The organism is Nocardioides ganghwensis, from assembly GCF_014779655.1.
Lineage (GTDB): Bacteria > Actinomycetota > Actinomycetes > Propionibacteriales > Nocardioidaceae > Nocardioides > Nocardioides ganghwensis.
This window is the reverse complement of the sequence record NZ_JACXYX010000002.1, coordinates 132801-147101: the sequence shown is the minus strand read 5'-3', so window position 1 is coordinate 147101 and position 14301 is coordinate 132801. Positions and strand designations below refer to the sequence as shown.

General features: G+C 71.0%; 14 protein-coding genes and 1 pseudogene. 7 read left to right on the top strand and 8 right to left on the bottom strand.

From position 1 onward, the window contains the following. Window positions 1–24 precede the first annotated feature (24 nt). From IEZ24_RS02930 to IEZ24_RS02900, 7 genes are read left to right on the top strand one after another with little or no spacing between them, the layout of a single operon-like run. On the top strand, window positions 25–1305 hold the full coding sequence (locus IEZ24_RS02930) for a saccharopine dehydrogenase family protein (RefSeq protein WP_242498366.1): 1281 nt from the start codon (window positions 25–27) through the stop codon (window positions 1303–1305). Beyond that, window positions 1302–2654: a 4-aminobutyrate--2-oxoglutarate transaminase gene (gabT, locus tag IEZ24_RS02925; RefSeq protein WP_129453364.1), complete on the top strand. Its 1353-nt coding sequence runs from the start codon at window positions 1302–1304 to the stop codon at window positions 2652–2654. Before IEZ24_RS02930 ends, gabT begins: the two co-directional genes overlap by 4 nt. Next, window positions 2654–4108 carry an NAD-dependent succinate-semialdehyde dehydrogenase gene (locus IEZ24_RS02920; RefSeq protein WP_129453363.1) on the top strand — a complete coding sequence of 485 codons (1455 nt, stop codon included), beginning with the start codon at window positions 2654–2656 and terminating at the stop codon, window positions 4106–4108. Before gabT ends, IEZ24_RS02920 begins: the two co-directional genes overlap by 1 nt. Beyond that, a complete protein-coding gene (locus tag IEZ24_RS02915) occupies window positions 4105–5475 on the top strand; it encodes a transaminase (RefSeq protein WP_129453362.1) in 1371 nt (456 codons plus the stop codon). Before IEZ24_RS02920 ends, IEZ24_RS02915 begins: the two co-directional genes overlap by 4 nt. Beyond that, complete coding sequence (locus tag IEZ24_RS02910; RefSeq protein ID WP_129453361.1) at window positions 5472–5921, top strand: helix-turn-helix domain-containing protein; 450 nt, start codon at window positions 5472–5474, stop codon at window positions 5919–5921. Before IEZ24_RS02915 ends, IEZ24_RS02910 begins: the two co-directional genes overlap by 4 nt. Window positions 5922–5930: 9 nt before the next feature. After that, window positions 5931–6374, top strand: a complete 444-nt coding sequence (locus IEZ24_RS02905) for a VOC family protein (protein WP_129453360.1) — start codon at window positions 5931–5933, stop codon at window positions 6372–6374. A 40-nt stretch (window positions 6375–6414) separates the two neighbouring features. Then, window positions 6415–6837 (top strand): hypothetical protein, encoded by a 423-nt coding sequence (locus tag IEZ24_RS02900; RefSeq protein ID WP_129453359.1) that lies wholly within the window; start codon window positions 6415–6417, stop codon window positions 6835–6837. Window positions 6838–6862: 25 nt separating this feature from the next. Here the strand turns inward: IEZ24_RS02900 and IEZ24_RS02895 are convergent, their stop codons facing one another. From IEZ24_RS02895 to IEZ24_RS02860, 8 genes and pseudogenes are all read right to left on the bottom strand, one after another. Further along, window positions 6863–7453 carry a mismatch-specific DNA-glycosylase gene (locus IEZ24_RS02895; protein WP_129453358.1) on the bottom strand — a complete coding sequence of 197 codons (591 nt, stop codon included), beginning with the start codon at window positions 7451–7453 and terminating at the stop codon, window positions 6863–6865. Between the two features lie 21 nt (window positions 7454–7474). Then, window positions 7475–7858, bottom strand: a complete 384-nt coding sequence (locus IEZ24_RS02890; RefSeq protein ID WP_129453357.1) for a hypothetical protein — start codon at window positions 7856–7858, stop codon at window positions 7475–7477. Between the two features lie 106 nt (window positions 7859–7964). After that, a complete protein-coding gene (tuf, locus tag IEZ24_RS02885; protein WP_129453356.1) occupies window positions 7965–9158 on the bottom strand; it encodes an elongation factor Tu in 1194 nt (397 codons plus the stop codon). An 89-nt stretch (window positions 9159–9247) separates the two neighbouring features. Next, complete coding sequence (gene fusA / locus IEZ24_RS02880; RefSeq protein WP_129453355.1) at window positions 9248–11362, bottom strand: elongation factor G; 2115 nt, start codon at window positions 11360–11362, stop codon at window positions 9248–9250. A gap of 86 nt (window positions 11363–11448) precedes the next feature. Further along, a complete protein-coding gene (rpsG, locus tag IEZ24_RS02875) occupies window positions 11449–11919 on the bottom strand; it encodes a 30S ribosomal protein S7 (RefSeq protein WP_129453354.1) in 471 nt (156 codons plus the stop codon). Beyond that, complete coding sequence (gene rpsL, locus IEZ24_RS02870; RefSeq protein WP_056906817.1) at window positions 11919–12290, bottom strand: 30S ribosomal protein S12; 372 nt, start codon at window positions 12288–12290, stop codon at window positions 11919–11921. Before rpsL ends, rpsG begins: the two co-directional genes overlap by 1 nt. Before the next feature lie 205 nt (window positions 12291–12495). Continuing rightward, window positions 12496–13752 (bottom strand): annotated as a pseudogene (locus tag IEZ24_RS02865) (MFS transporter); the annotation flags it as partial. 89 nt (window positions 13753–13841) lie between these two features. Beyond that, the gene (locus IEZ24_RS02860; RefSeq protein ID WP_165355956.1) at window positions 13842–14285 is read right to left on the bottom strand and encodes a MarR family winged helix-turn-helix transcriptional regulator; all 444 of its coding nucleotides are present in this window, start codon (window positions 14283–14285) and stop codon (window positions 13842–13844) included. Between the last annotated feature and the right edge of the window lie 16 nt (window positions 14286–14301).

Genomic DNA, 14301 nt, shown 5'->3' with positions numbered 1-14301 from the left:
TCCTTCAGTCCAAGGAGAGAACGAGTGTCCTCACCCATGCGCGTCCTGATGGTCGGGGCGGGTGGCGTCGGCGACGCCGCCGCCAGGATCGCCGTCGAGCGCGACTTCTTCGAGGCGTGGGTGGTGGCCGACTACGACCTCGACCGGGCCGAGCGCACCGTCGCGGCGGCGCGCGGGCGGCGTACGGGCGAGGAGCGCTTCTCCGCCGCCCGGGTCGACGCCTCCGACGCCGACGCCGTGGCCGCGCTCGCCCGCGAGGTCCGGGCCACCCACGTGTTCAACGCGGTCGACCCACGCTTCGTGATGCCGATCTTCACCGGCGCGCTGGCCGCCGACGCCGACTACCTCGACATGGCGATGAGCCTGTCGGTCCGCCATCCCGAGGCGCCGTACGAGCAGGTCGGCGTCAAGCTCGGCGACGAGCAGTTCGCGATGGCCGACGAGTGGGAGTCGGCCGGCAGGCTCGCCCTGCTCGGCATCGGCGTCGAGCCGGGGCTGTCCGACGTCTTCGCGCGGTACGCCGCCGACGAGCTCTTCGACCACATCGACGAGCTCGGCACCCGCGACGGCGCCAACCTGGTCATCCGCGACGACGACGGCAACGAGGTCTTCGCGCCCGGGTTCTCGATGTGGACGATCATCGAGGAGTGCCTCAACCCGCCCGTGGTGTGGGAGCGCGGGCGCGGCGGCGGCGACCTCGAGGGTGGCTTCTTCACGCTGCCGCCGTTCTCCGAGCCCGAGGTCTTCGAGTTCCCCGAGGGCATCGGCCCGGTGGAGTGCGTGCACGTCGAGCACGAGGAGGTGCTCCTGATGCCGCGCTGGGTCGAGGCGGACCGGGTGACCTTCAAGTACGGCCTCGGCGAGGAGATGATCACGATCCTCCGCACCCTGCACACCCTCGGCCTCGACTCGACCGACCCGGTGACCGTCAAGGGTGTGGAGGTCTCGCCGCGCGACGTCGTCGCCGCCTGCCTGCCCGACCCGGCGACGATCGGGCCGCGGATGGAGGGCAAGACCTGCGCCGGCCTGTGGGTGACCGGCACCGGCAAGGACGGGGCGCCGCGCTCGACGTACCTCTACCACGTCGTCGACAACGCCGACTCGATGCGCGACTACGGCGCGCAGTGCGTGGTGTGGCAGACCGCCATCAACCCGGTGGTGGCCCTGGAGCTGCTCGCCGACGGCACCTGGAAGGGCTCCGGCGTCCTGGGACCCGAGGCGCTGCCGCCGAAGCCGTTCCTCGACCTGCTCGCCGCACCGAAGCCCGTGGGGTACGGATCCCCGTGGGGCATGGAGGAAAGATGACGCTCTCCCAGCAACGCATCCTGGCCACCGAGATCCCGGGGCCGCGCTCGCGCGAGCTCCAGGCCCGCAAGGTCGCCAGCGTCTCGGCCGGTGTCGGCACGACGCTGCCGGTCTACGTCGAGCGCGCGGGCGGCGGCATCCTGCGCGACGTCGACGGCAACCAGCTCATCGACTTCGGCTCCGGCATCGCGGTGACCACGGTCGGCAACGCCGCGCCCCGCGTGGTGGAGGCGGTGCAGCGCCAGGTCGCCGACTTCACCCACACGTGCTTCATGGTGACGCCCTACGAGGAGTACGTCGCGGTCTGCGAGAAGCTCGCCGAGCTGACGCCGGGCAGCCACGAGAAGCGCTCCGCGCTGTTCAACTCCGGCGCCGAGGCGGTGGAGAACGCGGTCAAGGTCGCCCGGCACCACACCGGCCGGGACGCGGTCGTCGTCTTCGACCACGCCTACCACGGGCGGACGAACCTCACGATGGCGCTGACCGCGAAGAACATGCCCTACAAGCACCGGTTCGGGCCGTTCGCCGGGGAGGTCTACCGCGCCCCGATGGCCTACCCCTACCGCTGGCCCGGCGGCGCCGAGGCGTGCGCCGAGGAGGCGTTCGACGCGTTCGTCACGACGGTCCGCACCCAGGTCGGCGAGGACAGCTGCGCCGCCGTGCTCATCGAGCCGATCCAGGGCGAGGGCGGCTTCATCGTGCCTCCGCCCGGGTGGCTGGCCCGCGTCGCCGAGTGGTGCCGCGAGCAGGGCATCCTGCTCATCGCCGACGAGATCCAGACCGGGTTCGCCCGGACCGGCGACTGGTTCGCCTGCGACCACGAGGGCGTCGTGCCCGACCTGCTGACCACGGCCAAGGGCATGGCGGGTGGGCTGCCGCTCGCGGCGGTCACCGGGCGTGCCGAGCTGATGGACTCCGTCCACGTCGGCGGCCTCGGCGGCACCTACGGCGGCAACCCGGTCGCCTGCGCCTCCGCGCTGGCGGCCATCGAGACGATGGAGGCCGAGGACCTGCGCGCCCGGGCCCGCGAGATCGAGGCGCGCTTCGTGCCGCGCCTGCGCGCGCTGGCCGAGCGCCACCCCGACCGGGTCGGCGACGTCCGCGGCCGCGGGGCGATGCTGGCCGTCGAGCTCGTCAGCGACGGTCCCGGTCGTACGCCCGACGCCGCGCTGGCCGGCGCCGTGCACCGGGCGTGCTCCGCCCGTGGGCTGGTGACGCTCACGTGCGGCACCTTCGGCAACGTGTTCCGCTTCCTGCCGCCGCTGGCGATCGGCGACGACCTGCTCGCGGAGGGGCTCGACGTGTTCGAGGCCGCCTTCGACGACGCCGTCAGTGGCAAGGTGGAGTGATGGCGACCGAGACCGTGATCGAGACCGTTCCCACCCAGCTGCTCGTCGACGGCGCGTGGGTCGACGCCACCGGCGGCGGCACCTTCGAGGTGACCAACCCCGCCACGGGCGACGTCCTGGCGCGGATCGCCGACGCGACGCCGGCCGACGGCGAGCGCGCGCTGGCGGCTGCGGCCGAGGCACAACGCGACTGGGCGCGCACCGAGCCGCGCGTGCGCGGCGAGGTCCTGCGCTCGGCGTTCGAGCTGCTCACCGAGCGTGCCGACGACTTCGCACGCCTCATGACGCTGGAGATGGGCAAGGCACTGCCCGAGGCGAAGGGCGAGGTGGCCTACGGCGCCGAGTTCTTCCGGTGGTTCTCCGAGGAGGCCGTACGCATCCACGGGCGCTACTCCGCCGCACCGGCCGGCAACACCCGGCTGATCACCATGAAGGGCCCCGTCGGGCCGACGCTGATGATCACGCCGTGGAACTTCCCGCTCGCGATGGGCACCCGCAAGATCGGCCCGGCCATCGCGGCCGGCTGCACGATGGTGGTCAAGCCCGCCCACGAGACGCCGCTGACGATGCTCGCGCTGGCGGCCCTGCTCGAGGAGGTCGGCCTGCCGCGCGGCGTGCTCAACGTCGTCACCACCACCGACTCCGGTGGTGTGTGCGAGCCGCTCATCCGTGACCCCCGGCTGCGCAAGCTCACGTTCACCGGCTCCACGGCGGTCGGCAAGGTGCTCGTCGGGCAGGCCGCCGACCAGCTGCTCCGCGTCTCGATGGAGCTGGGTGGCAACGCGCCGTTCATCGTCTTCGACGACGCCGACCTCGACGCGGCCGTCGACGGCGCCATGCTCGCCAAGATGCGCAACATCGGGGAGGCCTGCACGTCGGCCAACCGGTTCCTGGTGCACGAGTCGGTGGCCGGGGAGTTCTCGACCCGGATGGCCGAGCGGATGGGCTCCCTCACGGTCGGCGACGGCACGCACGACGGCGTGGACGTCGGCCCGCTGATCACGGAGAAGGCCCGCACCGGCGTGCACGAGCTGGTCTCCGACGCCGTCTCCGGGGGCGCTCGCGCCCTCACCGGCGGTGAGGTCCCCGACGGCCCGGGCCACTTCTACCCGCCGACCGTGCTGGTCGACGTACCCCCGTCGGCCCGGGTGTTCCGCGAGGAGATCTTCGGTCCCGTCGCACCGATCGCGACGTTCGCCGACGAGGACGAGGTCGTCGAGCGTGCCAACGACACCGAGTACGGCCTGGTCGCCTACGTCTTCACCCGCGACCACGCCCGCGTGCTCCGGGTGAGCGAGGCCCTCGAGTTCGGCATGGTCGGGGTCAACACCGGCATCGTGTCCAACCCGGCGGCACCCTTCGGCGGCGTGAAGCACTCCGGGTTCGGACGCGAGGGCGGGTTCGAGGGGATCGAGGAGTACCTCGAGACCAAGTACGTCGGCAGCGCGCTGTGACGGCACCCTCCCCCGTCGACCGCGGACGCCTCGCGGCGCTGCACGCCGCGGAGGAGCAGCGGTTCGTCGACCTGCACCCCACCTCCGCGCGGCTGGCCGCCGAGGCCGGCGAGCACCTGCTGGCGGGAGTGCCGATGCCGTGGATGACGCGGTGGCCGGGCTCCTTCCCGCTGTTCGTGGAGTCGGCGGGCGGAGGGCGGTTCACCGACGTCGACGGCATCTCCTACGTCGACCTCTGCCTGGGCGACACCGGCTCGATGACCGGCCACTGCCTGCCGGCTGTCGCCGAGGCCGTGCGCGAGCGCACCGAGCGCGGCATCACCACGATGCTGCCCTCCACCGATGCCGCCCGGGTCGCCGCGGAGCTCAGCCGGCGCTTCGGGCTGCCCCGCTGGCAGATGGCGATGACCGCGACCGACGCCAACCGGTTCGTGCTCCGCTTCGCCCGGCACCTCACCGGACGACCGCGGATCGCCGTCATGGACTGGTGCTACCACGGCACCGTCGACGAGACGCTCGCCGTGCTCGAGCACGGTCGGGCCGGCGACCGGGTCGTGGCGCGTCCGGGCGCCCTCGGGCCGCAGGTCGACGTCGCGACCACCACGGCCGTCGTGCCCTTCAACGACCTCGAGGCGCTCGACGCGCGGCTCGCCGAGGGCGACGTCGCCTGCCTGCTGATGGAGCCGGCCCTCACCAACATCGGCATCGTGCTGCCCGACGACGGCTACCTCGCCGGGGTCCGGGAGATCACCCGCCGGCACGGTGTCCTGCTGGTCAACGACGAGACGCACACGATCTGCGCCGGCCCGGGCGGGGCCACGGCCGCGTGGGACCTCGAGCCCGACCTGGTCGTGATCGGCAAGCCCATCGGCGGCGGCATCCCCGTCGCGGCGTACGGCATGACCGAGGACGTCGCTGCCCGGCTCCAGGGCCCGATGCTGGGCCACGACATCGACGTGGCCGGCGTCGGCGGCACCCTGTCGGGGTCCGCCCTGGCGATGGCCGCCGTGCGCGCGACGCTGTCGACGGCGCTGCGGCAGGAGGACTTCGACGTCTCGATCCCGCTGGCGGAGTCGTTCACCACCGGGATCCAGGGCGTGATCGACGAGCACGACCTGCCCTGGCACGTGCAGCGGCTCGGCTGCCGCGCGGAGTACTGGTTCTGCCCGCCGCCGCGCACCGGGGCCGAGGCGGCCGCCGCGGTCGACGAGGAGCTCGACGCCTTCTTCCACCTGTGGACGGTCAACCGGGGCGTGCTGCTGGCGCCCTTCCACAACATGTCGCTGTTCTCGCCGTTCCACGACCAGAGCGACGTCGACGCCCACACCTCGGCGTTCCGGGGTGCCGTGGAGGCGCTGCTCGGATGAGCCACCCGCGGCGCGTCCCCGGCGACGTGCTGGTCCACCTGCGTCGCGCGCGCGACCACCTCGACCGGCACTTCGCCGAGCCCTTCGACCTCGACCAGCTCGCGGCGCTCGCAGGGATGAGCCGCTACCACTTCCTCCGCTCCTTCGCGACGACGTACCGCGTCACCCCCGCCGCCTACCTGGCCGAGCGCCGCGTCGAGCGGGCCCAGGACCTCCTGCGCGCGGCCAACCTCACGGTGACCGAGGTCTGCCACGCCGTCGGCTACAGCAGCCTGGGCTCGTTCAGCTCGAGGTTCCGGGAGATCGTGGGCGAGAGTCCCAGCGACTTCCAGAGGAGGTACGCCGCGGCCGGCAACCCGCGCATCCCCGGGTGCTACGTCTTCATGGCGGGCCTGGTCGAGAGGACAGCAACCCAGGAGAAGCCGGGCGGCGCCGAGCCTTCCTAGGCTCGTCGCATGATCACCAACATCTCCCTCCTGTCCGTCTGGGTGAAGGACATCGACGAGTCCCTCGCCTTCTACACCGACGTCCTCGGCTTCGAGGTCGGTGACGACCTGCGGCTCGGGCCCGACTTCCGCTGGTGCACGGTCTTCCACCCGAGGCAGCCCGAGATCCACCTCCACCTGACGACCCCGAGCGGCCCGCTCCCCGACTACCTGATCGAGGCGATGGAGCGCGCCCAGGACGAGGGCGGCCTTCCCGGTGTCGGGATGAACGTCGACGACTGCCGCGCCACCTACGAGGACCTCCGGGCCAAGGGGGTCGAGTTCCTCCAGGAGCCCGAGGAGCGGCCGTACGGCGTCGAGGCGTTGATGCGCGACAACTCGGGCAACTGGATGGTCCTGGTCGAGAAGCGGGACTACGCGCCCGAGGACTTCAAGGGCGTCGACATGGGCTGAGGCCCTGCTGCGCGCGCCCGCACCGGCGTACCGTGGAGCGATGCGGCTCTGGCTCCAGGTCGTCGGCCTGGTACTGCTCACCGGTGCGACCACCCGGGTCGCGATCGCGTGCTGCTTCGGCGACATCGTCGAGTGGCGGAGCTACCGGCTCGGCGCCGCCCTCGTGCGAGGCATCGGCCGCCGTCGGCCGGGCGCGCAGGTCGTGCCCCTCCACCGACCGATCGAGCAGGTGGGCGCCGACCTCAACAGGCTCCACGCGGCGTTCCACCGCGGCGGGATGCGGTTCGCCAAGTACGAGGGGTGCCGCCAGGCCTACGACCGGGTCCTCGCGGAGGCGGCCGACATGGCCGGGGTCGCCCACCTGCTCGGCGTCCTCACCCCCGGCTCCGAGCTCGACCACGAGCGCGCGCGGGTCGAGCTGCTGCTCCGCCACCACGGGCTGCTCCCGCCGTACGCCGCCTGACGGACGCCGCGCCGGGCGACGCGGCTCAGGGGTCGGGGAGCCGGTCGGCGACCCCTGCGGCCAGGGCCGCCTCGGCGTACGCCCGGGCGAGCGAGCCGACGGTCTCGTGCGCGTTGAGGCCCGACGGGTTGGGCACCACGAAGACCCGCGTCCGCCCCCAGGTGGACGGCTGCTCGCCGACCCGCGCCGTCCGCTCGCCGAACGCCGTGCGGTAGGCCGTGACGCCGGCGACGGCCACCACGACCGGTTCGCGCTCGGCGACGAGCTCCCGCAGTCGTACGCCGCCGACCCTGAGCTCCTCGGCCGTGAGCTCGTCGGCCCGGGCAGTGGCCCGCGCGACGACGTTGGTGATGCCGATCCCGCGCCGGCGCAGCACGGCACGGTCGGCGTCCGTCATGCCGGCCGACGGGTCGACCGGCTGCTCGATGATGCCGGCGGCCAGCAGTGCGGGGTAGAACCGGTTGCCCGGGCGGGCGAAGTGGGTCTGCGTGGCGGCCGTCCACAGCCCGGGGTTGATGCCGACGAAGAGCAGCCGCAGCGACTGGTCGGCTGCCGGGAGGAGGTCGGGGACCTCGACGTCGCGGTACGACTCCAGCTCGGCCCTGGTGAACCCCATGCGCGCCATCATGCCGTGGTGTCAGCCGCGGTCCGTCCACGGTCGGTCGTCGAGCTCGGCAGCGAGGACGGGCTGCTCGGTCCACAGGGCGACCTGGCCGCTGCGGCGCCTGGCCCGCCAGACGAGCAGCGCAGCGGCGAGCAGGCCGAGCACGAAGGCGAGCGCGGCGAGGCCGGACAGGCCGTCGTCGCCGGCCTCGGACAGGAAGGCGAGGTAGAGCAGCGCCGCTCCGTGCCCGACCCATCCCACGGCCGCCCCGGTCCGGCGCGGGACTGCACCGTCGACGGCGAGTGGTCGGCGCGGGTTGGGCACGTGGTCCTGTCCGCCGGGGCTCGCGTACCACTCGAGACGCTGCGCGACGAGCGTCTCGATCCCCTGCTGGCGCGTTGCGTCGTCCCCCGTCACCGGCGACACCCTAGATGTCCCCGGGCGGACATGCACGAGACCCCGCCTCCCTTGCGGGAGACGGGGTCTCGGGTGCTACGGGGTGCCGGTCAGCGACCGGCCGTGATCACTTGGTGATCTTGGTGACGCGGCCGGCACCGACCGTGCGGCCACCCTCGCGGATGGCGAAGCGCAGGCCCTCGTCCATGGCGATCGGCTGGATGAGCTCGACCGACATCTCGGTGTTGTCACCCGGCATGACCATCTCGGTGCCCTCGGGAAGGGTCACGACACCGGTCACGTCCGTGGTCCGGAAGTAGAACTGCGGACGGTAGTTGTTGAAGAACGGCGTGTGACGGCCGCCCTCGTCCTTCGAGAGGATGTAGACCGAGGCCTCGAAGTTGGTGTGCGGGGTGGTCGTGCCCGGCTTGATCACGACCATGCCGCGCTCGACGTCCTCGCGCTTGGTGCCACGGAGGAGCAGACCGACGTTCTCGCCCGCCTGGCCCTCGTCGAGGAGCTTGCGGAACATCTCGACACCGGTGACGGTGCTCTTCTGCGAGCCCTCGCGGATGCCGATGATCTCGACCTCCTCGTTGACCTTGACGATGCCGCGCTCGATGCGACCGGTGATGACGGTGCCACGACCGGTGATCGTGAAGACGTCCTCGACGGGCATGAGGAAGGGCTTGTCGGTGTCACGCTCGGGGGTCGGGATGTAGTCGTCCACGGCCTGCATGAGCTCGGCCACCGAGTCGCCCCACTTGGCGTCGCCCTGCAGCGCCGGGAAGGCGGCAACGCGGACCACGGGGATGTCGTCGCCCGGGAACTCGTACTCGGAGAGGAGCTCGCGCACCTCCATCTCGACGAGCTCGATGAGCTCCTCGTCGTCGACCATGTCGCACTTGTTGAGCGCGACGACCAGGGCGGGCACGCCGACCTGGCGGGCGAGCAGCACGTGCTCACGGGTCTGCGGCATCGGGCCGTCGGTGGCCGCGACCACGAGGATCGCGCCGTCCATCTGCGCCGCGCCGGTGATCATGTTCTTGATGTAGTCGGCGTGACCGGGGCAGTCGACGTGCGCGTAGTGGCGCGACTCGGTCTGGTACTCGACGTGCGCGATCGAGATCGTGATGCCGCGCTGACGCTCCTCGGGAGCCTTGTCGATCTGGTCGAAGGCCGAGGCCTCGTTCAGATTCGGGTACTTGTCGTGCAGCACCTTGGTGATCGCCGCGGTCAGCGTCGTCTTGCCGTGGTCGATGTGACCGATGGTGCCGATGTTGACGTGCGGCTTGGTCCGCTCGAACTTCGCCTTAGCCACTGGGGCTCCTCCTGATTGTTGTTCTCTGCGTGTGAGAGTTTGGGACTCGTGGGTGTGGGGTGGTGCTGGTGCCGAGGATCCGGACGCGGTTACTCGCCGCGGACCTTCTTCACGATCTCGTCGGCGATGTTCGTCGGAACCTCGGCGTACGAGTCGAACTCCATCGAGTACGACGCCTGACCAGAGGTCTTCGACCTCAGGTCGCCAACGTACCCGAACATCTCTGAGAGCGGCACGAGGGCACTGACGACCAGGTCGCCGTGACGCTCCTCCTGGGCCTGGATCTGGCCGCGGCGGGAGTTGATGTCGCCGATGACCGTGCCGAGGAAGCTCTCCGGGGTGGTCACCTCGACGGCGAACATCGGCTCGAGCAGCACGGCCTGGGCCTTCTGCGCCGCCTCCTTGAACGCCTGGATGCCGGCGATCTTGAACGCGAGCTCGGAGGAGTCGACGTCGTGGTAGGCGCCGTCCTCGAGGGTGACCTTGACGTCGACCATCGGGAAGCCGGCCTTGACACCGAACTGCAGGGCCTCCTGCGCGCCCTGGTCGACCGAGGGGATGTACTCCTTCGGCACGCGACCACCGGACACGGCGTTGACGAACTCGTAGCCCGCACCGGTGCCGGTCTCGGGGTCGATGTTCGGCTCGATGGAGATGACCACCTTGGCGAACTGGCCGGACCCACCGGTCTGCTTCTTGTGGGTGTAGGAGTGGTTCGCCACCTTGCGGCGGATGGTCTCGCGGTAGGCGACCTGCGGCTTGCCGACGGTGGCCTCGACCTTGAACTCGCGCTTCATCCGGTCGACGAAGACCTCGAGGTGGAGCTCGCCCATGCCGGCGATGATGGTCTGGCCGGTCTCCTCGTCCGTCTTGACGGTGAAGGTGGGGTCCTCCTCGGTGAGCCGCTGGATCGCGGTGCCGAGCTTCTCCTGGTCGCCCTTGGTCTTGGGCTCGATCGCGACCTCGATCACCGGGGCCGGGAACGTCATCGACTCGAGGACGACCTGGTTCTGCGGGTCGGACAGGGTGTGGCCGGTCTTGGTGTCCTTGAGGCCCATGACGGCCACGATCTGGCCGGCGCCGACCGACGCGATCTCCTCACGCTTGTTAGCGTGCATCTGGTAGACCTTGCCGATCCGCTCCTTGCGGCCGTTGACCGAGTTGACCACGGTCGAGCCGGCCTCCAGCTTGCCGGAGTAGACGCGGACGTAGATCAGCTTGCCGAGGTGCGGGTCGGAGGCGATCTTGAACGCCAGGCCGGAGAACGGCTCGTCGTCGTTGGGCTTGCGCAGGATCTCGGTGTCCTCGTCGTTGGGCTTGTGGCCCACGATCGCGTCCACGTCGAGGGGCGAGGGGAGGTAGTCGACGACCGCGTCGAGCAGGGGCTGGACGCCCTTGTTCTTGAACGCGGTGCCGGTGAGGATCGGGTTGAGCTTGTCGGCCAGCGTGGCGCGACGGATGGCGGCCTTGAGGGTGGGGACGTCGAAGACGTCGCCGTCCTCGAGGTAGGTCTCCATGATCTCGTCGTCCGCCTCGGCCACGGTCTCCACGAGCTTCTCGCGGTACTCGGCGGCCTTCTCGACCAGGTCGGCCGGGATCTCCTCGACCGCGTAGTCCTCGCCCATCTCGGTCTCGCCGCGCCAGACCTTGGCGTGCATCTCGACCAGGTCGACGACGCCGATGAAGTCGGACTCGGCACCGATCGGGAGCTGCAGGACCAGCGGGGTGGCGTGCAGGCGCTCGACGATGGAGTCGACGCACTTGTAGAAGTCGGCGCCGGTGCGGTCGAGCTTGTTGATGAAGCACATCCGCGGGACGGCGTACTTGTTGGCCTGGCGCCACACGGTCTGGGACTGCGGCTCCACGCCGGCGACACCGTCGAAGACGGCCACGGCGCCGTCGAGGACGCGCAGCGAGCGCTCCACCTCGACGGTGAAGTCCACGTGGCCGGGCGTGTCGATGATGTTGATCTGGTGCTTCTTCCACCAGCAGGTCGTCGCGGCCGACGTGATGGTGATGCCGCGCTCCTGCTCCTGCTCCATCCAGTCCATCGTGGCCGCGCCCTCGTGGACCTCACCGATCTTGTAGGTGATGCCGGTGTAGAAGAGGATGCGCTCGGTGGTGGTGGTCTTGCCGGCGTCGATGTGCGCCATGATGCCGATGTTGCGGACCTGCTTGAGGTCGGTGGTGATGTCGACAGCCACTGTTGTGTCTCAGTCCCTCGGAAGTCGGTTGGGGTTGGGGCGAGAGGTCGCACGCCGCGGGTCGCGGGGCGTACGACCTCCCGGCGTCACCAGCGGTAGTGGGCGAAGGCCTTGTTGGACTCGGCCATCTTGTGGGTGTCCTCGCGCTTCTTCACAGCGGCACCGAGGCCGTTGCTCGCGTCGAGGATCTCGTTCATCAGGCGCTCGGCCATGGTCTTCTCACGGCGGTCCTGGGCGTAGCCCACGAGCCAGCGCAGGGCCAGCGTGGTGGAGCGGTTGGCCTTGACCTCGACGGGGACCTGGTAGGTCGCGCCGCCGACGCGGCGGGACTTGACCTCGATGGCCGGCTTGACGTTGTCCATCGCCCGCTTGAGCGTGACGACGGGGTCGGTGCCGGTCTTCTCGCGGCAGCCCTCGAGGGCGGTGTAGACGATGCGCTGCGCCACGGCCTTCTTGCCGTCCTGGAGGACCTTGCTGACGAGCTGGGTGACCAGCTGCGAGCCGTAGACCGGGTCGACGACGAGGGGGCGCTTGGGAGCGGGACCCTTGCGAGGCATTACTTCTCCTTCTTCGCGCCGTAGCGGCTGCGGGCCTGCTTGCGGTTCTTGACACCCTGGGTGTCGAGCGAGCCGCGGATGATCTTGTAGCGGACACCGGGGAGGTCCTTCACACGGCCGCCGCGGACGAGCACGATCGAGTGCTCCTGCAGGTTGTGACCGACACCCGGGATGTAGGCGGTGACCTCGACGCCACTGCTCAGGCGCACGCGGGCGACCTTGCGGAGGGCGGAGTTCGGCTTCTTCGGGGTGGTCGTGTAGACGCGGGTGCAGACGCCACGGCGCTGCGGGGATCCCTTCAGGGCAGGCGTCTTGTTCTTGGACACCTTGTCCTGGCGGCCCTTGCGGACCAGCTGGTTGATGGTGGGCACCGGGTGGTTCCCTCTCTCTGTCTGCTCATCACGGTCCGACGCGGTGCCGGACTCGGGTGTCGTGCGTTGTTGCGGTGTGCCTGTGCGACTGCGGGCGGGCGGCGCCTCGACGGGCCGACCTCTCGGACCAGCACGGTCCGAGCATGCGCATGGGTCTGGACGTGCCAGACACAAGGATTGAGGCTACTCGGGCGCTACGGCAGGGTCAAAATGCCGCCGGAGCCTGCTCCGCGGGCGTCTTCCCCAGCGTAGCGGCTCTCGCCGAACGGGCCCGCTGGAGCCGGAGGTGGACCAGCGCCGAGAGCCCCACCCCGGCGATGGTGAGCATCCCGCCCCCGAGCAGCGTCCAGCGGGCGCCGTACGTCTCGCCGATCCACCCGATGATGGGCGCGCCGATGGGCGTGCCGCCCATGAAGATCATCAGGTAGAGCGCCATCACCCGGCCGCGCACGCCGGCGTCGGTGTGCAGCTGCATGTAGGTGTTGGCGCTGGTGATGAAGGTCAGTGCGGTGAGCCCGGTGACCGGCGCCAGCAGCGCGAAGGTGAGGTAGGACGGCATCAGCCCGGCCAGCACGACGGTGGCGCCGAAGGCCAGGGCGGCGCCGACCACGAGGCGCTGTCGCACCAGCGGGCGCCGGGCCGCGAGCAGCGCACCGGTGAGCGAGCCCACCGCGAGGAAGGTGCCGAGCAGCCCGAACTCCTCCGGTCCCTTGCCGAAGACCTCGGTGGCCATCAGTGCCGAGGTGATCTGGAAGTTGAGGCCGAAGGTGCCCGCGAAGAAGACCAGGCTCAGCACCAGCAGCAGGTCGGGGCGGGCGCGGACGTAGGCGACGCCCTCGCGGATCGCTCCCGGCCCGCGGTCGGCGGGTGCCGCGGCGTCGATCCGGCTGGCGTCGAGGTGGCGCAGCGACCAGATCGGGGCGGCGTACGAGACGGCGTTGAGCAGGATCACCCACCCGGTGGCCACCGCTCCCCCGCCGAAGGCGGCGATCAGCACGCCGGCGAGGCCGGGCCCGACGAGGCGCGCGGCGTTGAAGCTGGCGGAGTTGAGGCCCACGGCGTTGGTGAGGTCGCCGGGCTCGACGAGCTCGGAGACGAACGACTGGCGCGCGGGGGCGTCGAAGGCGGAGGCCGAGCCGAGGAGGAAGGCGAGGACGTAGACGTGCCACACCTCGGCCACGCCGGTCACGGCGAGGAGGCCGAGCACGGCGGCCGGCACCGCCATGCCGATGTTGGTCAGCTGGAGCAGGCGCTGCTTGGGCATCCGGTCGGCGACGAGGCCCGCGAAGGGTGTGAGCAGCAGGAAGGGGAGGAACTGCAGACCGGTCGTGATGCCGAGCGCGGTCGCGCCGGAACCGACGGCCAGCTGGAGCACCAGCCAGTCCTGGGCGACGCGCTGCATCCAGGTACCGGTGTTGGACACGACGCCGCCGGCGGCGTAGCGGCGGTAGTTGGGGTTCGCGAGGGAGCGGAACGTGGGACTCGTGGTGACTCCTCGGTCGTCAGGCGGTCAGTCGGGTGGTCAGGCGGGTGGTTCAGTCGGGTGGGTCGTCAGTCGGCCTGCGCGAGGCGGGCCAGGATCGGGGCCGCGTCGCGCAGCGTGGCGCGCTCGGCGGGCGTGAGGCTGCCGAGCTGCCGGGCGAGCCACGCGTCGCGCCGCTGGCGGTCGGCGAGGACCGCGGCGCGACCGGCGTCGGTGAGCGAGACCACGACCTGGCGGCCGTCGGTCTCGTGCGGGCGGCGTACGACGTAGCCGTCCGCCTCCAGGCAGTTGACCGTGCGGGTCATCGACGGCGGCTGCACCCGCTCGGCGCGGGCCAGGTCGCCGACGGTCTGCTCGCCCGTGCGCACGAGCAGGCCGAGGACGACCATCTGGCTGATGCTCAGGTCGTTGTCGGGGTGGCGCTCGGAGATCAGGCGGCGGCGCAGCCGCATGACGCCGGCCCGGAGCTCGGAGGCGAGCCCGGTGTCGGTGCGGAGGTCGGCGTTCGGCATGTCGTTAGCATAAGTC